Source organism: Kitasatospora sp. NPDC096077 (assembly GCF_040303245.1).
Taxonomy (GTDB): Bacteria; Actinomycetota; Actinomycetes; order Streptomycetales; family Streptomycetaceae; genus Kitasatospora.
This window is the reverse complement of the sequence record NZ_JBEOSV010000077.1, coordinates 1-18802: the sequence shown is the minus strand read 5'-3', so window position 1 is coordinate 18802 and position 18802 is coordinate 1. Positions and strand designations below refer to the sequence as shown.

The window sequence follows — 18802 nt, the reverse complement described above, 5'->3', positions numbered from 1 at the left end:
AAACGTAGGCTTTCTCCATGGACCCCACGCCAGACCTCCCCGAGGCCGCCCCCGAGCCGACACCCCACCGGGTGCCCGAGATCGCCTCGCTCGGGCTGGACACCCTGGTCACCGAGGTCGCGGAACGCCTGCAGTCCGCCGCCGCGGTCACCGACCGGATGCAGCGGCTGCTGGAGGCGGTGGTCTCCATCGGGGCCGGGCTCGACCTGCACGCCACCCTGCACCGGATCGCCACCGGCGCCGCCGAACTCGTCGACGCCCGGTACGCCGCCCTCGGTGTGATCGCCCCCGGCGGGCAGGGCCTGGCCGACTTCATCCACGTCGGCATCGACGACGGGAACGCCGCCGAGATCGGCGAACTGCCCGCCGGCCGCGGCATCCTGGGCGCCCTCATCGACCGCCCCGAACCACTGCGGCTGACCGACCTGCGCGCCGACTCGCGCTCCAGCGGCTTCCCGCCGCACCACCCGTGCATGAAGACCTTCCTCGGCGTCCCGATCCGGGTCCGCGAGGAGGTCTTCGGCAACCTCTACCTCACCGAGAAGAAGGGCGGCGGCGCCTTCACCCCCGAGGACGAGCAGGTGGTGCACGCGCTCGCCGCGGCCGCCGGCGTCGCGATCGAGAACTCCCGGCTGTACGAGGAGGGCCGCCGCCGGGAACGCTGGATCGCCGGCGCCGCCGCCGTCACCACCGCCCTGCTCTCCACCGAGCAGGCCGAGGGCGCGCTGACCGTCGCCGCCGAGCAGGTCCGGGAGCTGGCGGGCGCGGCGCTCGGGATGATCCTGCTGCCCACCGGCCCGGTGGGGGACGGGGACTGCCAGATGCGGGTCGCCCACGCCTCCGGCGAGGCCGCCGAGTTCGTCCGCGGCGAGCTGCTGCCCAAGGAGAGCTTCGCCGCCGAGCTGCTGCAGGGGGACAGCGTCCACCTGGACGACATGTCCGGCGACCCCACCGTGGTGCTGCGGCTCGCCCGCAGCTTCGGCCCGTCCATGGCCGTCCCGATGGTCGCGGCCGGCCGGGTGCTGGGCGGGCTCTGCGTCTGGCGCTCGCGCGGCGCGCTGCCGTTCACCGACTCCGAGAAGCAGCTCGCCGAGACCTTCGCCTCCCAGGCCGCCCTCGCCCTGCGGCTCGCCGAGGGCCAGCGCGACCAGCAGCGGCTGGCCGTCTTCCAGGACCGCGACCGGATCGCCCGCGACCTCCACGACCTGGTGATCCAACGGCTGTTCGCCACCGGGATGATGCTGGAGAGCGCGGCCCGCCGGTCCGTCGTCCCCGAGGTGAAGGTCGGCATCGGCAACGCGGTGGACGAACTGGACGCCACCATCCAGGAGGTCCGCACCACCATCTACGCCCTCCAGCACGACAACCACGGCGACGCCCCCGACACCCTGCGCACCCGGGTGCTGCGCGAGGCCAGCCAGGCCGCCGCCGCGCTCGGCTTCAAGCCCTCGGTGAGCTTCGTCGGGCCGGTGGAGAGCCTGGTCGGCGAGAACACCGGCCGCCAACTCCTCGCCGCGCTGCGGGAGATGCTCTCCAACACGGCCCGGCACGCCCGGGCCTCCCGGGTCGGCGTGGAGATCGACGCCACCGTCCACCTCGGCGACGACGGCCGCCCGGTCGGCGGCGACCCGGAGTCCCTGGACCGCGCCGGACGGCCCGGGGTGCTGCTCACCGTCACCGACGACGGCGTCGGCATTCCGCAGGGCGGCCGGCGTAGCGGACTGCTCAACCTCACCCGGCGGGCGGAGGCGCTCGGCGGGGCCGCCTGGCACGAGCGCGGGCCGTACCGGAAGGGCGCCATGGTGCGCTGGACGGCCCGGCTCTGAGGGCCCGCCGCACCACTCCTATTACACCGATAGGTGAAAGCTGAACAAGGGAGAACTTCCCGCCCAACGGCGAAAGTTGTGAACGTTCTGGGCTTTCGGCGGTTCCGTGTACACACATAGCTTGGCTCCCGTCTCGGAGGGGGACGACGCTGTTCTGCACCACTGGACGGAGGGGGCAGTGGACGCTTCCGGCCGCGGTCACACCGCAGCAGGGGCAAGTCGAGGGGGGTTCCGGACCGAGCGCGCACCGGACGGGCGCTACCGCTGGCAGCTGAAGGCTTCCAACGGCCGGGTGGTGGCGATCACCTCCGCGCTGTTCGAGACGCCCGGCGAAGCCGAGCGGGGCTTCGACGGACTGCGGGCCGGCGCCGCCGAACTGACCGCGCGGATCACCCATGTCCGCGACGGGATCGGATGGATCTGGGTCATCCCCGGATCACGCAACCTGCCCGAAGTGCGATCCAGCCGCGCGTACGAACGGTACGCGACGTGCCAGAACGCGTTCCGGCGCTTCGTGGTGCTGCTGGCCAAGCAGACGCCGCGCGAGCCGGTGGGGCGTGACGTACCGGTGGGGCGTGATGCGCCGCCCGGGCGCGACGCGTCGTCCCGTGAAATGTCACCCCGTGAACTGCCACCCCGTGAACGTCCCGGGAGAGCAGTGTCGTTGAGACGCCCCGATGGCCGCTGAGCGGCGCGGGCCGCGACTGCTGATCGTTCCCGCGGCCGACCGCTGCGTCGGCTGGGCGCTGCGCGCCGCCAACGGGCGGCCGCTGGGCGTCGGCGTGCGGACGTACCGGAGCGAGGACGAACTCTCCGACGCGGTACGGGAACTGATCATCGAACGGGCCGCCCTGCGGTGCTCCACGGCGCAGGCCGAGGGGCGCCAGTGGGTCTGGTCCGCGTACCTGCCGGTGCGCAGCACCCGGCCGGGTGCTGCCTCCACCGTCCCGGTCGCCCGCAGTGCGCGCGGCTACCTGCGGCGCGACCAGTGCCAGGCGGGCGTCGAGGGCTTCCTGTCCGGACTGCAGTGGGTGGGGCAGGAGCTGCGGCGGTCCGGCCGGGACGGCCGCTGGCCGCTGTGATCGGATCCCTCGCGACCGGATCTCCGTTCGTGCTGTCCCGGTGAAGCGCAGGTTTCCGGCAACACCCCGAGCCGTCTCCTGGAGAAGAACGTCGACCGGGTTCGGACCGCCTGTTCCGCCCCTGTCACGTCCCTGCTGACCAGTGCCTAAACCTCGTCGAACCGATGAGTCGACATTCCCGAGCCGGACCTGACCACCCTTCCGGCGGAACCTCCCGGCCGGACAGGATCTGCACTGCCGGAGCGGCCGCAGCGGACGCGGCCCACCGGCCCCGAACTCCCCCCGGAGTACGGGCTCACGCGCTGCACGTCTCTCCCTCGGAGGAAGAGGAACATGCGTAAGACCGCTGCCAAGCTGCTCGTCGCCGCCGCGCTGGCGACCTCCCTCGCCACCGTCGTCTCCGGCACCGCCGTCGCCGACCCGGCCGCCGGCGTCACCCCGGCCGCCCAGGACCTGGTGGGTGTCGGCTCCGACACCATCCAGTCGGTGCTGAACCAGTTCTCGACCGACTACAACAACTCCCTGGGTGCCGGCTCCACCGCGCCGCACCTGTACAGCTACGACGCCACGGGCTCCTCGCCGATCACCACCAAGACCGGTGCCACCTCGATCCCGCGTCCGAACGGCTCCGGCGCCGGCATCAAGGCCCTCGTCGCCAACACCAGCGCGACCGTGGACTTCGCCCGCTCCTCCCGCGGCCCGGCGGCGTCCGACGCCCACGGCCTGGACTTCGTCGCGCTCGCCAAGGACGCGGTGACCTGGTCCGCCAAGTCCGGTGGCAACGCGCCGGCGCAGCTCACCCCGGCGCAGCTGAACGCGATCTACAGCTGCACCACCATCACCACCTGGAACCAGATCGACCCGAGCCTGCCGAACGCCACCATCAAGCCGGTCCTGCCGCAGGCCGACTCCGGCACGCGCGCCTTCTTCCTCACCGCGATCGGCAACCCGACCCTGGGCAACTGCGTCACCACCGGCCCGGAGGAGAACGAGGGCACCGACCCGAGCCTGAACGACCCGAACGTGGTCTTCCCGTACTCCGTCGCCCACTACCTGGGCCAGACCGTGGGCAACCACGGCACCACCACCGACGCGCCCGGCAACCTGACCCTGCGCAACGTCGTGGTCGGTGGCACCACGCTGACCCCGATCACCAGCAACCAGATCGACCCCAACTTCGCCAACTCGCAGTTCGGCCGCGTGGTCTACAACGTCTTCCGTGACGCCGAGTGGACCGCGACCGACGCCCACGGCACCGCGATCCAGAACGTCTTCGGCCCGACCGGCTGGATCTGCAACGACCCGGTCGCCGCCGCCGACCTGGCGAGCTACGGCTTCCTCTCCACCCCGGCCTGCGGTACCGCCACCCTCACCTGATCCACCCCGCACCATCCGGCGGCCACGGGCGTCCTGCCCGTGGCCGCCGGCCCAACAGCCGGAACCCTGAAGGGAAATCTGGTCATGCGGATCGGGTTCAAGTCGCTCGTGGTCGCCACGGCAGCCGCACTGATGGTGGCACCTCTGACCACGGGAAGCGCGTCGGCGGACCCGACGCCAGTGCCGCAGGCGCAGGACATCGTGGGGGTCGGGGCGCAGACGACGCAGGCACTGCTGAGCCAGTTCTCCGCCGACTACAACGCCTCGCTGGGATCCGACACGACATCGCCGCGGATGTACAGCTGGGACGCGACCGGTCCGTCGCCGATCCAGACCAAGGCCGGTGCGAATGCCATCTACCGCCCCTACGGCCCCAGTGCGGGGATCACTGCACTGGTCGCGACCGGCGTCACGACGACCGACTTCGCCCGGTCGGACCGCGCATCCGCGGCGACCGACCCGCACGGCTTGGACTTCGTGGCCCTGGCCAAGGACGCGGTGACCTGGTCGTCCCCGGCGAACGGAAACGCGCCGGCGCAGTTGACCCCGGGGCAGCTGTTCGGGATCTACACCTGCAACATCACCAACTGGCAGCAGATCAGCCAGAGTCTGCGGAACGCACCGATCAAGCCCTACCTGCCGCGAATCTGTTCCGGCACGGGAACGTTCTTCTGGAACGCGATCGGCCACCCGGCCCTGGGCGGCTGCGTCACCATCGGTCCGGAGGAGAACGAGGGCACCGACCCGGCTCTCCAGGACCCGAACGTGGTCTTCCCCTACTCGGTCGGGCGCTACCTGGGTCAGACGGCCGGCGGCCACAGCACGACCACCGACGCGCCCGGCAGCCTGAGCCTGCGCAACGTCGTGGTCGGTGGCCCCACGCTGACCCCGGTCACCAACAACCAGATCGACATCAACTTCGCCAACTCGCAGTTCGGCCACCTGGTCTACAACGTCTTCCGGGACGCCGAGTGGAGCGGAACCGACGCCCACGCCCAGGCCCTGCAGAACGTCTTCGGCCCGACCGGTTGGATCTGCAACGACACGGTCGCCGCCGTCGACCTGGCGAGCTACGGCTTCCTCTCCACCCCGGCCTGCGGTGTCGCCAGCCTCACCTGAGCCGGGCGCTGGTTGGACCTCTCGAAGGGATCGGGCATGCGTGGGAACGGCTTCAGACGGCTCATGGTGGGTGCGGCGGCCGTGTTGACGGCCTCGCTGTCGGCGGGGAGCGCGTCGGCCGACCCCGCGGTGCTGCCGCAGGCACGTGACCTGGTGGGCGTGGGGGCGGAGACGACGCAGGGGCTGATGAGCCGGCTCTCCGTCGACTACAACGCCTACCTGGCGGGCAAGGGCGACACGGCCTCGCCGCGGCTCTACGGCTGGGATGCGACCGGCCCGTCGCCGCTCACCCCCAAGACCGGTGCGGACACGATCGTGCGGCCCGACGGGGCTGCGGCCGGGATCCGGGCACTGAACACCCGCACGGCCACGACGATCGACTACACCCGCTCCGACAGGGGGCCGCAGGTGAGCGACCCGCACGGGCTGGACTTCGTCGTCCTGGCCAAGGACGCGGTGACCTGGTCCGCCGCCAAGGACGGCAACGCGCCTGCGCAGTTGACCCAGCGGCAGCTGAGCGGGATCTACACCTGCAACATCACCAACTGGCAGCAGATCGATCCCAGCCTGCCGAACGCCACCATCAGGCCGTACCTGCCGCAGGCCGACTCCGGCACCCGCGCCTCCTTCCTCACCGCGTTCGGCGGTCTGGCCGTCAACACCGCGTGCGTCACCACGGGCCCGGAGGAGAACGAGGGCACCGACCCGGCCCTCCAGGACCCGAACGTGGTCTTCCCGTACTCGGTCGGCGAATACCTCGGCCAGACGGTCGGCGGTCACGCCACCGCGACCCAGACACCGGGCGCCCTGACCCTGCGCAGCATCGTGATGAACGGGACGACCCTGTCCCCGGTCACCGACAACCATCTCGACGCGGTCTTCTCCAACTCCCCGTTCGGCCGTGCCATCTACAACGTCTTCCGCGATGCGGACTGGAACGCGACCGACGCCCACGGCACCACGATCCAGGACGTCTTCGGCCCGTCCGGCTGGATCTGCAACGACCCGGTCGCCGCCGCCGACCTGACGAGCTACGGCTTCCAGCCCCTCCTCGCCTGCGGCTACGCGACCCTCACCTGAGCCTCGGGGACGGCTCCGGCCGTCCCCGTCGACCGGTCCTCGGACCGGTGTTCCACCTCGAAGCGAAACCTTCCTCTCCCAAGGAGACTCGCATGTCCCGTACCACCGCCCGGTTCCTCGCCGGCGGCGTCGCGGTCGTTCTCGCCGCGACCGGTTTCAGCGGCGTGGCCGCGGCCGACACCGCTCCCGCTGCTGCTCCGACCGGCAGCGCCGTGGTGACCGAGAACAACGCCTTCCTGGCGAGCGCGGCCAACAACGGCGTGTTCATCGTCCCGCTGCCGAACGCCAGCGTGGCCTACGACAGCACCACCGGTCTCGCGACCACCCTGCCGGTGACCGGCGGCAGCATCAACCTGAGCGGCTTCTACGGCAACGCGACGCTCGACGGCAGCCTGCTCTTCGTCGACGTCCAGACCGGCAAGAGCGTGCTGTTCAAGCAGCTCGCCTTCAGCGCCGACCGCTGGCGCGTCACCGGCGTGCCGGTCGGCGGCACCGCGCCGGTCTCGCTGCTGAAGCCGGTCGGTACCGTGCGCAACTCGCGGACGGGCACCACCCAGACCCTGACCTCCAGCGGTCTCGCGCTGGACGCCACCGGCGCCCAGTTCCTGGACGCCCAGCTGAACACCACCTTCTTCACCGGTGGCCAGGCGGTCGGCTCCTTCTCCTTCACCTTCAACGGCTGATCTCTGCAAGCCGGTTGAACCGCAGGCCCGCGCCGCGAGGTGCGGGCCTGTCCGTGTGGAAGCGCCAACTCCGCTACGGAGTTGCCGCGTTGGGCCCTCGTACATGCGGGCGACCGGATTCGGCCACCTGCGGCTGGCCGAATGGTTGTGTACCGGAATCGCCGGCCGCTCGCAGTCTGATCCCCCTGCGCCGCGCTTCTCGGCGGCGCGCAATCGCACGGAGGTGCCCGCCATGAGAGTCCGCCTGCCCGACCGGAGACATCCGGGGTGGTGGCGTCGTCGGATGCCGGCGATCGCGTTGGTGTGGGGGGTGGTGGTGGCGGTCGGCGTGGTGCCGATCGGACTGGGCGCCGTGCCGCAGGCGGTGGCCGAGGACTCCTCCGTCACCAAGCAGGGGCCGCCGGTCTGGAACCCGAAGGACAAGACGTCCGGGCCCAACGGAAGCGTCACGGTGGCGCAGACCAAGAACCTGGTCAACCAGGTGGTCCACGTCAGCTGGAAGGGTTTCACTCCAACGACTGACGGTATCGGCATCCCCTGGGCGAACGGCCCGGTGAGGAGGGCGAACCAGCCGTACTACCAGGTCCGGGTGTACCAGTGCCGGGGCGCGGACCCGAAGATCACGGACTGCTACGACAGCACCCTGTACAACGCGCCTGATCCCGCCGCCGGCTTCCAGCAGAAGCTGCCGGTCGGATTTTCGACGGCCCCTGACTTCCCGTCCAACATGGTCATGTCCGTCACCGGCGCGGACGGCTCCGGTTACGCGGACATCGAGCTCTTCACGGCGGACCAGAGTCCCACGCTGGCCTGTGACGACAAGAACCCGTGTTCGCTGGTGGTCGAACCCAACTACGGTGGCGATTCCCTCGGGTTCACGGACACCACGAGGAAGGGCCTGACCAACTGCGCAGACCACTCCCTCGACCAGGCCCTGAACCTGGCGGGCGACCAGGCGCTGGAGGGCAACCTCAACAAGTGGACGAGGTTCAAGACTGGCGAACAGTGCTCCTGGGACCGTCGCACCGTCATCCCGCTGTCCTTCGCGCCGACGGCGGGCGCCTGCCCGGTGCAGCACTCCTCCTTCTCGGCCGCCGGTCTCGAACCGCTGAAGCGGGCGATGGACCAGTGGCAGACCGGCCTCTGTCAGGGCGACAGCCCGATGTCCCTGTCCTACGGCTTCGCCAACGGCGACGGCCCGTCGCGCACGGACTTCCTGGCCGGTGGCAAGGACATGGCGCTGGCGGCCCGGCCGGACACCCAGTCGCCGCCACCACGGCCCTACGTGTACGCACCGGTGGCGAGTACCGGGATCTCCGTGGTCTTCGTCGTGGACGATCCGAACACGCACCTGCAGATCAGGAGCATGAAGCTCAACGCGCGACTGATGGCCAAGCTGCTCACGCAGTCGTACAACTCGCCGGGCGACGTCCCGTCGGTGAAGGGCAATCCGTACTGCTTCTTCGACGACCCTGAGTTCAAGGCTCTCAACCCGGTGCCCGCCGGGAGCGGGATGTCCTGGCCGACGGGGTGCCTCTACAGCAACCTCAGTCCGACGCTGTTCGGCGGCGCGGCGGACATGACCTACCAGCTGACGTCCTGGATCGCCTCCGACCCGGATGCGGTGCGGTTCCTCGACGGTGAGCCCGATCCGTGGGGCATGCACGTGGACAGTTTCTACCTGCGCCCGGCGTTCTCCGGCTACCCGGTCGACTCCTTCATCCGACAGGACTCCTCCGGATACGCCGGGGCGACGACCGATCCGAGCGACCGGTGGAAGTCGTACGAGTGGAACCCCGTCTCCACCGGGCTGGGTGACGTGGTGCGCAAGGTCCTGTGGAACAAGCCGAACTGCGTCAACACCGACAAGCTGGCGGACGGTACCCACGATCTGTGTCCGTCGATGGCCATGGGCCGGCGGACGCTGTTCGCCGTCATGGACTCCGGTCAGGCGAAGGCCTATTCGCTGCCCGAGGCCCAGCTGGTGAACCCGGCGGGTGGCGCCGTGGCGCCGGACGGCCCCGGCCTGCAGGCGGCCGTCGCCGACATGACCGTCGACCCGGCCACCGGGATGCAGTCGCTGCCCTACGGGGTGTCCGACTCGGCGTTCTCGCACGACCAGAAGGCCTACCCGCTGACCACCGTCGACTACGCGATGCTCCCGACCAAGGACGTCGCGGCCGACAAGGTGGCCGCGATGAGCCGGTTCATGCGCGCGGTGACCACCACCGGCCAGGTCTACGGCCACGAGCCGGGCCACCTGGCGCCGGGCTTCCTGGCGCTGACCGCCGCCCAGCGGACCCAGGCGGCGGACGCCATCGGCCACCTGGAGGCGCAGGACGCCAAGCTGCCCGGCAACCAGGCCGCGCCGCCGAACCCGCCGGCGACCGGCGGTGACGGCTCGACCCCGGCCTCCGGTACGGGTGGTGGCGGCCAGGGTGCCGCCTCGGTGACCCAGGTCGGCGAGGGCGGGGCGGCCGGTGGCACCGGCGGTGCCTCGACCGGTGGCTCCGGCACCGGGTCCGGTGGCGCCGAGGCGGCCGGGACCGCCGCGGGCGGTGCGGCCGGCGGTGCGGCGGCCACCGCCGCGGGTGCCAAGCCCGGTGCCACGCCGAGCGCGCCCGGCAAGTCGCTGGCGGCCGCTCCGGTGGCCGCCGGGACTCCGGCGGCCGACCGTTCCGGTGGGGCCCGGCTGCTGCTGCCGATCGCGCTGATCGGCGGTCTGGTGCTGCTGGTCGGTGGTCCCGCGGCGCTGGTCCTCGGCGGTACGCCGGCCGGGGAGCGGCTGTTCGCGGAGACGAAGCGGGGCTGGGCCAGGATCCGGCGCCGCCCGTGACGGGCTGAGGTAGGACAGCTCCACGTACCGACCGACCGCATGACGACTCGGCGGGGCCGCCGTTCCGGCCCCGCCGAGTCTTTTTCGTTTCCGCCGAGTGCTTTCGCGTCTCCGCCAAGTGCACCGAGATCCACGCGCGTTGATCTCCGGATCGAAACCGGCCAGCGGTCCGGACACGGTCGATCGCCGCCAAATCCCGTGCGTGGAAGGCTAGTTGATGGTCAATTGCACCGCGAACATGTCATTTGCAGGCGATCACCGTCCTTCCGGAGTTCCCAACTCCGCTACAGAGTCGTCGCGTTGGGCCCTCGTACACATGGGCGACCCGATCCGGCCACCTCCGACTGGCCGAATGGATACGCACCGGATCCGTCCGTCCCCCGCCGCCGAGCACGGAGAGCAGACCCATGACATCCGCCGCCGACCCCGCGGCACCGTCCGCCGGGGCGCCGGGCCGACCCGACCACGGGCCCGACCGGGACGTCCCGCGCACCATCACCGCCCCCGCGACCCCCGGCGACCGGGTGTTCCGGGGGGCGCTGCGTCTCGCGGGGCTCTCGGTGTTCGGGATCATGGGGCTGATCGCCTTCTTCCTGATCCTGCGGGGCACCGACGCGCTCCGGTCGGTCGGCTGGTCCTTCCTGACCGAGCAGAAGTGGCAGACCGCCGCGCACAACTTCGGCATCGGCGCCGTGCTGCCGGACGGTCTGCTGATCGCCGTCATCGCGCTGGTGATCGCCGTCCCGGTCGCGCTGTTCACCGCGATCTTCATCTCCGAGTTCGCGCCGGTCCGGCTGCGCTCGTGGCTGGTCTCCCTGGTCGACCTGATGGCCGCGATCCCCAGCATCATCTACGGCCTGTGGGGGCTGTTCTTCCTCCAGCCCCGCATCATCGGCTTCGCCCGCTGGCTGACCAACCACCTCGGTGACACGATCCCCTTCCTGAAGGTGCGCACCGGGGACATCGGCACCTCCTACACCTCCTCGACCTTCATCGCGGGCGTGGTGGTGTCGCTGATGATCATCCCGATCGTCACCTCGCTCAGCCGGGAGGTCTTCTCCCAGGCCCCGCAGGGCGAGCGGGAGGGCGCGTACGCGCTGGGTTCGACCCGTTGGGGGATGGTGCGCACGGTGGTGCTGCCGTTCGGCAAGGGCGGTGTGATCGGCGCGGTGATGCTGGGCTTCGGCCGCGCGATGGGCGAGACCATCGCGGTCGCGCTGATCATCTCGCCGAGCTTCAAGACCATCACCCACGTCCTGGAGAACGGCGCCAACTCGATCTCGGCGCTCATCGCGCTGCGCTTCGGCGAGTCGGACGCGCTCTCGCTCTCCGCCCTGATGGCGGCCGGTCTGGTGCTGTTCGCGCTGACCCTGCTGGTCAACGTGGCGGCCGGCTTCGTGATCAACCGGTCCCGCTCCGGGGCCTCCACCGCGGACTGAGGCGGCGCACCGACATGACCCATTCCGTGGAAGGGACGACCCGATGACCACGCTCGACCGCCCGCCGGTCGCCGCGCCCGCATCGACCGCCGGTGCCACCGCCGGTGCCACCGCCGGCGCCACCACCGCCGCGCCCGCCGGAGCCGCGTCGCCGCGCCCCGAGACCAGGGTGCGGCTCGGCGGGGTCACCCCCGAGGACGTGTTCACGGTGGTCGGCGCGGCGGTCGGCTCGCTGGCGCTGAACTGGATGCTGTACGAGCGGGTGCTGCCGTTCAGCGGCGTGTTCGGCTTCCTGGTCTGCTGGTACGTGCTCTTCCTGGCCGGCTACTTCACCCTCGGCCAGCTCCAGTGGGGCAAGCTCATGGTGCGCGACCGGCTGGTGTCGGTGCTGGCCTGGAGCTCCGGGCTGCTGGTGGTCGCGCTGATCGGCGACCAGGTCTACTACGTGGCGGATCGCGGCTGGGACGCCGCCCAGCACCTCAACTTCTTCACCGAGTCGATGGAGCGCACCGGGCCGCTCAACCCGATCACCTCCGGCGGGGCGCTCAACGCGATCGTCGGTTCGCTCGAACAGCTGGGCATGGCAACGCTGTTCGCGGTGCCGCTGGGCATCGCGGCGGCCGTCTTCATGTCCGAGGTCGGCGGTCGGATGGCCCGGCCGGTGCGGACCCTGGTCGAGGCGATGACCGCGCTGCCGTCCATCGTGGCCGGTCTGTTCATCCTCGGGATCTTCATCATCACCTTCGGCTTCGACAAGAGCGGCTTCGCGGCGTCACTGGCGCTGACCGTGATGATGATGCCGATCGTCACCCGGGCCGCCGAGGTGGTGATCCGGCTGGTGCCGGGCACGCTGCGGGAGGCCTCGTACGCGCTCGGCGGCAGCCAGTGGCGGACGGTGTGGAACGTGGTGCTGCCGACCGCCCGGCCCGGACTGATGACCGCGGTGGTGCTCGGCATGGCGCGCGGCGTCGGCGAGACCTCCCCGGTGCTGCTGACCTCGGGCTTCACCTCGCAGTTCAACGCCGACCCGTTCCACGAGCACCAGGTGTCGCTGCCGCTCTACATCTGGAACTACGTCAAGCAGCCCTACCCCGACATGATCGCCCGCGCCTTCGCGGCCGGGCTGACCCTGATGGTCGTGGTGCTGATCCTGTTCGTCACCGCCCGGGTGATCGGCGGCCGCAAGCCCGGCGAGCTGACCCGCGGCCAGAAGCGCCGGATCGACCGTGAGGCCCGCCGGGCCGAGGCCGACGCCCGGGCCGCCCGGCCGTCCGGCACCGTCCAGCCGGCCGTGGCGCGGACGTCGTCGACCCCCGCGCACCCCACCGTCCCGCTCTCCGCGCACCCCACCGTCCCACTCCCCGGGAACAGCTGATGACCCAACCGACCACCCTCCGTCCCAGAGGAGTTCTCATGTCGTGGGAGGCCGCAAGCCGCCCCGTGGCCCGCGGGTTCGCCCTGCTGATGTCGCTGTTCCTGCTCGCGGCGGCCCCGATGCTGGGGCCGGGATCGCGGGCGTTCGCGGCGACCGTCGCGCTGAGCGCCGACGGTTCCAGCTGGGCCGGTCCGGCCATCGACCAGTGGCGCCAGGACGTCGGGCCGCAGGGCATCCAGATCAGCTTCAACCCGATCGGCTCGGCGGCCGGCCGCAACTCCTGGACCCTCGGGCAGGACGACTTCACCGCCACCGACGTGCCGTTCCGCACCACCCAGGACTCCGGCGTCAACTCCTCGGGCCAGCAGAGCGGCACCGGCGGCGCGGAGAAGCCCACCTACGGCTTCTCCTACATCCCGATCACCGCCGGCGGCACGACCTTCATGTACAACCTGGTGGTCGGCGGCAAGCAGGTCCGCGACCTGCGGCTGTCCCCGCAGACCATCGTGGACATCTTCACCAACAAGATCACCAACTGGAACGACCCGAAGGTCACCGCCGACTACGGCAAGCAGCTGCCCAGCCTGCCGATCACCCCGGTGGTCCGCTCGGACGGCTCCGGCGCCACCGCCCAGTTCACCCGCTGGATGGAGCACACCCACAAGGACCAGTGGGACGCCTACTGCTCCTCGGTCAACGGCACCACCTGCGGTGACTACACCGAGTTCTTCCCGCCGGCCGGCCGGATGGTCGCCCAGAACGGCTCCGACGTCGTCGCCGGCTACATCAAGGCGCCCTCCGGGCTCGGCACCATCGGCTACGACGAGTACGCCTTCGCCAAGCGCAGCAACTGGCCGGTCGTGAAGGTGCTCAACCCGGCCGGCTACTACTCGCTGCCGACCGCCTCCAACGTGGCCATCGCGCTCACCGCCGCCAAGATCCGCGGCGTGGACGACAACACCCCGTCCAGCGACCCGAACTACCTGCAGCAGAACCTCGACGGCGTCTACACCATGGACGACCCGCGCTCGTACCCGATCTCCAGCTACAGCTACGTGATCGTGCCGCGGGCCGGCGCCGCGCTGCCCCCGCCGGGCCGCTTCAACAACGACAAGGGCAGCGCGCTCAGCCGCTTCCTCGCCTACGTGCTCTGCGAGGGCCAGGGCGAGGCGGACGGCCTCGGCTACTCGCCGATCCCGCGCAACCTGGTCCGCGGCGGGCTGCTGCAGACCAAGTCGATCCCCGGCAACGCCAGTCCGGTCGACCCCGACACCCTGGCCAACTGCAACAACCCGACCTTCACGGGCACCGAGCTGACCGTCCTCAAGAACGCGCCGCAGCCGAGCCCCTGTGACAAGCAGGGCGCCCCGCTGGACTGCACCGTGCAGAACGGCCAGCCGGTGAAGACCGGTTCGGGCGGGTCCGGTGGTTCGAGCGGTTCCGGCGGGTCCGGTGGCTCGGGCGGCGGCGGTGGCGGCGGCGCCGGCGGTTCGGGCGGGTCAGGCGGCACGGGCGGCAACGGCTCCGGTGGCTCGGGCGGCAACGGCGACGCCGGCGGTGCCGGTGGCGCCGCGGCGGCCGGCGACCCCAACGCGCCCGGTGGCGCCGCGGCCGGCGACCCGAACGGCGGGGACGGCTCCGCCGACACCGTCGACCCGCAGACCGGCCAGGTGGTCGCGCGCGGCCGCGGCGGCTCCACCGACGTCGCCGCCAACGTGGTCGACGTGAGCGGCAAGCCGGAGGACTGGATGCTGACCTCCCTCACCGCCCTGGAACTGCTCGCCGTGGTGCTCGTCCCGCCGCTGCTCGGCCGCCGGCTGCTGCGCCGGCGCAAGGGCTCGGGCGGTGCCTCGTGACGGCTCCCGTCCTGGAGAAGTCGCTCGCCCAGGCCCCGGCCCAGCCGCAGGCCCCGGCCCGGGCGGAGTCGCCCGCGGCCGCCGGGCCGAAGGCCGCCCCGGCGGTCAGCCCGGCCCGGCGCCGCTTCCTCCAGGGCGCCTGGGCGGTCAGCCTGGCGGCCGCGCTGGTGCTCGGCTTCGTCGGCTTCCTGTTCACGCTCTCGGACATCCAGGAGCGGCACTACCAGTCGACGGCGTACAAGACCTTCCAGGACCAGCTCGCCCGGGCGGTCGCCCCGACCGGCTCGGCCGCCGACGGCGACCCGGTGGCGCTGGTGGACATCCCGGCGATCGGGCTGCACCAGGCCGTGGTGGTCGAGGGCACCACCGGCCGGGACCTGATGCGCGGCCCCGGCCACCGCCGGGACACCGCGCTGCCCGGCCAGAGCGGGGTGGCCGTGCTGTTCGGCCGGGGCGCCACCTTCGGTGCGCCGTTCGCCGAGCTGTCCAAGCTGCGGGTCGGCGACCGGATCGAGACCACCACCGGTCAGGGCAAGGCCACCTACGTGGTCAACGTGTACGGCGACGGCGACCACCCGATCACCGACCCGGCCCGCAACCGGCTGGTCCTGGTCACCGGCGACTCCGACTGGATCCCCGGCTCCACCGTGATGATCGGCGCCCGACTGGAGGGCGACCCGCAGCAGAACCCCGGCGGCCGCCCGGCCACCGTCCCGTACGACAAGGCGCTGGCCGCGGACAAGGGCGCGCTGGCCACGCTGCAGCTGTGGTCGCTCGGCCTGCTGGGCGCGGTGGCCGGGGCCCTGCTGCTGGCCCGGTACTGGCGGCGCTCGACCGCCTACCTGAGCTCCGCGCCGGTGGTCGGCGCGCTGCTCTGGGCGGTCTACGAGAACGCCGCCGCCCTGCTGCCCAACCTCTACTGACGCGCGCCCGGAGGACCGTACCGATGACCGACACCACCCAGCAGCCGCACTCCGCGGCGGTCGACCCGGCCGCCGACACCCTCACCCTCCCGCCGGTCCCCCCGGCGGCCGACCCCCGGGACGGGGTGCTGCCCGGGCTGGAGACCCGGGACGTCTCCGCCTGGTTCGGCAGCCGCAAGGTGCTGGAGCGGGTCTCGCTGGCGATGCCGGCCGGGGAGGTCACCGCGCTGATCGGCCCGTCCGGCTGCGGCAAGTCCACCTACCTGCGGATCCTCAACCGGATGCACGAGATGGTGCGCGGCGCCGCGCTGGCCGGCGAGGTGCTGCTGGACGGGGACGACGTCTACCGGCCCGGCCGGCGCCCCGCCGAGGTGCGGCGCCGGATCGGCATGGTGTTCCAGCGGCCCAACCCGTTCCCGGCGATGTCCATCCAGGACAACGTCTCCAGCGGGCTCAAGCTGGCCGGGATCAAGGTCTCCAAGGACGAGCGCCGGGACCTGGTGGAGACCAGCCTGCGCCGGGCCGGACTCTGGGACGAGGTGTCCACCCGGCTGCACACCCCGGGCGGCGCACTCTCCGGCGGGCAGCAGCAACGCCTGTGCATCGCACGGTCGTTGGCCGTCTCGCCGGACATCCTGCTGATGGACGAGCCGTGCTCCGCGCTCGACCCGACCTCCACCCGCCGGGTCGAGGAGACCATCGCCGAACTGCGCGGGCGGCTCACCATCGTGATCGTCACCCACAACATGCAGCAGGCCCAGCGCGTCTCGCAGACCTGCGCGTTCTTCCTGGCCACCCACGACACCCCGGGCCGGATCGTCGAGGCCGGGCCGACCGAGCAGGTCTTCGGCAGCCCGCGCGACCAGCGGACCTCCGACTACGTCAACGGCCGCTTCGGCTAAGCGCAGTCGGAGTTCCGGAGCAGCCGGAGTCCTGGACCGGCCGGAGGCCTAGAGCAGCCGGAGCAGGTCCTCCAGCACCGTCGCGACGCCGTCGTCCTCGTTGCTCACCGTGTGCAGCGGCACCGCCGCCAGCACCTCGGGGTGCGCGTTGGCGACGGCGTACGCGGTTCCGGCCCAGGCCAGCATCTCCAGGTCGTTCGGCATGTCGCCGAAGGCCACCACCTCGGACCGGTCGATCCCGTGCTCGGCGCACCAACGGGCCAGCGTGCTGGCCTTGGTGACGCCGGGCGCGCTGATCTCCAGCAGCGAGATCGGCGAGGAGCGGGTGATCTCGGCCAGGTGCCCGGCGGCGGTCCGGGCCTCGGCGAGGAAGGCGTCCGGGCCCAGCTCCGGGTGCTTGGCCAGCAGCTTGAACAGGCCCCGCACCGGGCCGTCGGGCCCGAGCAGCTCCTCCGCCGGGCCGATCGCGCGGACCTCGTCGTCGCCCCACATCGGCACCGCGTACTCGGGCTCCCGGGCCCAGCCGTCCGCGTACTCGAAGGCGAACGCGCTGCCGGGCAGCTTGGCCCGCAGCGTCTCGACCACGGCCAGCGCGGTCTCCGTCGCCATCGGGAAGTACTCGATCAGCTCGCCGCCGCGGTGCACGTCCACGATCGCGCCGCCGTTGGAGCAGATCGCCACCCCGTGACCGCCGATGTGCGGGCTCAGCTGCTGCATCCAGCGCGGCGGCCGCCCGGTCACGAACACCACCTGCACCCCGGCCGCCTCGGCCGCCGCCAGGGCCGCGGCGGTGCGATCGCTGACGGTGCCGCCGGAGCACAGCAGGGTGCCGTCCAGGTCGGTGGCGATGAGACGGGGAGCGGTGCGGGGTTCGGTCACCGGTCCATCTTCGCCCATCGCGCCCGCCCGGTCACCGCCGCGGGCGGCGATGACCGTAGGGACGGGTTCCGGCCCTTCGTCCGCCGTTTCCGGCCGATTCGCCCCGCTCCGGGGTGTCGGTGCGGCCCGGCGGGCAGGACTCCGGTCGGCCACCCCGTCGGCAGGAAGAGCCATGCCCACTCGCCAACTCCGTGACGAGCCGCACCCGACCCTCCCTCCTCCGGACCCCGCCCAGGACGTCCAGGACGCCCGGGACGCCCCGGGCCCGCGGACCGCCTCCCGCGAGCCGGTCCTGCTCGGCGAGGTCCTCTTCCACACCCTCGCCGAGCTCGCCCGCCGCACCCCGGACCCGGCCCCGAGCCTCCCGGCCCAGCGCACCCGCCCGCACCCCTGACCCCGCACCCCTGACCCCCGGCCGACGTCCGACCGTGCTCAGCCGAGCTGCGCCAGGCCCTCGGTCGCGATCCGCTCGAACACCGCGAGGTCGTTGGCGTAGATCGAGTCCGGCACCGGCCAGTGGATCACCAGCTCGGTGATCCCCAGCTCCCGGTACGTCCCGGCCCAGTCCACGAAGGCGTCCAGCGACTCCAGCGGCTTCTCCGCGGTCGAGCCCTGGAGCAGCATCTTCTCCAGCGTCGCCACGTCCCGGCCCTTGGCCTCGCAGGCGGCGGTCAGCTTCGCGATCTGCGCGGCGATCACCCCGGGCGCCTGCTCCACCGGTACCTCCGCCGGCCCCTTCGGGTCGCCGTAGGTCACCCAGCCCTGCCCGTACTCGGCCGCCAGCCGCATCCCGCGCGGACCGGCCGCGGCGACGTAGAACGGCACCCGCGGGGTCTGCACGCACCCGGGGATGTTCCGGGCCTCGACCGCCGAGTAGTAGGTGCCCTCACGGGTGGTGGCGTCGTTGGTCAGCAGCTCGTCCAGCAGCGGCAGGAACTCCCCGAAGCGGTCCGCCCGCTCCTTCGGCGACCACGCCTGCTGCCCCATCGCCGTCGCGTCGTAGCCCGTCCCGCCGGCCCCGATCCCCAGCGTGATCCGCCCGCCGGACACGTCGTCCAGGCTGATCAGCTCCTTCGCCAGCGTCACCGGATGCCGGAAGTTCGGCGAGGTGACCAGCGTGCCCAGCCGCAGCCGCTCGGTCGCGCAGGCCGCCGCCGTCAGGGTCGGCACCGACCCGAACCACGGCTCCTCGCGGAACGACCGCCAGCTCAGATGGTCGTAGGTGTACGCGGCGTGGAAACCGAGGTCCTCGGCCCGCCGCCAGATCTTCTGTCCCTCGCTCCACCGGTGGATGGGGAGGATCACGGTGCTCAGTCGCATGCCGTCGACCCTAGGCCCTGTCCGGCCGATCTTGCCGGGCGCGCGACGCCGGGCATCCCGCCTGGACGCACGCCCGAATCGCCCAAGTACGTCCAGTACGAGGCC

At 71.9% G+C, this 18802-nt stretch carries 16 protein-coding genes; 14 read left to right on the top strand and 2 right to left on the bottom strand.

What is annotated here, in order from left to right:
- The first annotated feature begins 17 nt into the window (after window positions 1-17).
- The 13 genes from ABTZ03_RS37930 to ABTZ03_RS37870 all read left to right on the top strand — a co-directional run bounded on the left by ABTZ03_RS37930 (window position 18) and on the right by ABTZ03_RS37870 (window position 16498).
- Window positions 18-1826: a GAF domain-containing sensor histidine kinase gene (locus ABTZ03_RS37930; protein ID WP_350517756.1), complete on the top strand. Its 1809-nt coding sequence runs from the start codon at window positions 18-20 to the stop codon at window positions 1824-1826.
- Window positions 1827-1932: 106 nt separating this feature from the next.
- Window positions 1933-2514 carry a DUF1508 domain-containing protein gene (locus tag ABTZ03_RS37925; RefSeq protein ID WP_350517755.1) on the top strand — a complete coding sequence of 194 codons (582 nt, stop codon included), beginning with the start codon at window positions 1933-1935 and terminating at the stop codon, window positions 2512-2514.
- Window positions 2504-2908, top strand: a complete 405-nt coding sequence (locus tag ABTZ03_RS37920; RefSeq protein ID WP_350517754.1) for a hypothetical protein — start codon at window positions 2504-2506, stop codon at window positions 2906-2908. The genes ABTZ03_RS37925 and ABTZ03_RS37920 overlap by 11 nt, the downstream gene beginning before the upstream one ends.
- Before the next feature lie 333 nt (window positions 2909-3241).
- Complete coding sequence (locus tag ABTZ03_RS37915; RefSeq protein ID WP_350517753.1) at window positions 3242-4285, top strand: PstS family phosphate ABC transporter substrate-binding protein; 1044 nt, start codon at window positions 3242-3244, stop codon at window positions 4283-4285.
- An 84-nt stretch (window positions 4286-4369) separates the two neighbouring features.
- A complete protein-coding gene (locus ABTZ03_RS37910) occupies window positions 4370-5404 on the top strand; it encodes a substrate-binding domain-containing protein (RefSeq protein ID WP_350517752.1) in 1035 nt (344 codons plus the stop codon).
- A 36-nt stretch (window positions 5405-5440) separates the two neighbouring features.
- Window positions 5441-6484 (top strand): PstS family phosphate ABC transporter substrate-binding protein, encoded by a 1044-nt coding sequence (locus ABTZ03_RS37905; RefSeq protein WP_350517751.1) that lies wholly within the window; start codon window positions 5441-5443, stop codon window positions 6482-6484.
- A 92-nt stretch (window positions 6485-6576) separates the two neighbouring features.
- On the top strand, window positions 6577-7167 hold the full coding sequence (locus tag ABTZ03_RS37900) for a hypothetical protein (protein WP_350517750.1): 591 nt from the start codon (window positions 6577-6579) through the stop codon (window positions 7165-7167).
- Between the two features lie 283 nt (window positions 7168-7450).
- On the top strand, window positions 7451-10003 hold the full coding sequence (locus ABTZ03_RS37895; RefSeq protein ID WP_350517749.1) for a hypothetical protein: 2553 nt from the start codon (window positions 7451-7453) through the stop codon (window positions 10001-10003).
- Between the two features lie 407 nt (window positions 10004-10410).
- Window positions 10411-11442 (top strand): phosphate ABC transporter permease subunit PstC, encoded by a 1032-nt coding sequence (gene pstC, locus ABTZ03_RS37890; protein WP_350517748.1) that lies wholly within the window; start codon window positions 10411-10413, stop codon window positions 11440-11442.
- Between the two features lie 43 nt (window positions 11443-11485).
- Window positions 11486-12817, top strand: a complete 1332-nt coding sequence (pstA, locus tag ABTZ03_RS37885) for a phosphate ABC transporter permease PstA (protein WP_350517747.1) — start codon at window positions 11486-11488, stop codon at window positions 12815-12817.
- A 38-nt stretch (window positions 12818-12855) separates the two neighbouring features.
- Window positions 12856-14673 carry a substrate-binding domain-containing protein gene (locus ABTZ03_RS37880; RefSeq protein WP_350517746.1) on the top strand — a complete coding sequence of 606 codons (1818 nt, stop codon included), beginning with the start codon at window positions 12856-12858 and terminating at the stop codon, window positions 14671-14673.
- Window positions 14670-15596, top strand: coding sequence for a sortase (locus ABTZ03_RS37875; RefSeq protein WP_350517745.1), 927 nt, complete (start codon window positions 14670-14672; stop codon window positions 15594-15596). Before ABTZ03_RS37880 ends, ABTZ03_RS37875 begins: the two co-directional genes overlap by 4 nt.
- Before the next feature lie 125 nt (window positions 15597-15721).
- Window positions 15722-16498, top strand: coding sequence for a phosphate ABC transporter ATP-binding protein (locus tag ABTZ03_RS37870; protein WP_350517776.1), 777 nt, complete (start codon window positions 15722-15724; stop codon window positions 16496-16498).
- Window positions 16499-16546: 48 nt separating this feature from the next.
- Here ABTZ03_RS37870 and ABTZ03_RS37865 read toward each other — a convergent pair whose 3' ends face one another.
- Window positions 16547-17395 carry an HAD family hydrolase gene (locus ABTZ03_RS37865; RefSeq protein ID WP_502894726.1) on the bottom strand — a complete coding sequence of 283 codons (849 nt, stop codon included), beginning with the start codon at window positions 17393-17395 and terminating at the stop codon, window positions 16547-16549.
- Between the two features lie 154 nt (window positions 17396-17549).
- Here ABTZ03_RS37865 and ABTZ03_RS37860 point away from each other — a divergent pair, with 154 nt between their 5' ends.
- Window positions 17550-17771: a hypothetical protein gene (locus tag ABTZ03_RS37860; protein ID WP_350517743.1), complete on the top strand. Its 222-nt coding sequence runs from the start codon at window positions 17550-17552 to the stop codon at window positions 17769-17771.
- 38 nt (window positions 17772-17809) lie between these two features.
- On the opposite strand, the gene ABTZ03_RS37855 is transcribed toward ABTZ03_RS37860, so the two are convergent.
- Complete coding sequence (locus tag ABTZ03_RS37855; protein WP_350517742.1) at window positions 17810-18697, bottom strand: LLM class flavin-dependent oxidoreductase; 888 nt, start codon at window positions 18695-18697, stop codon at window positions 17810-17812.
- Window positions 18698-18802: the final 105 nt, after the last annotated feature.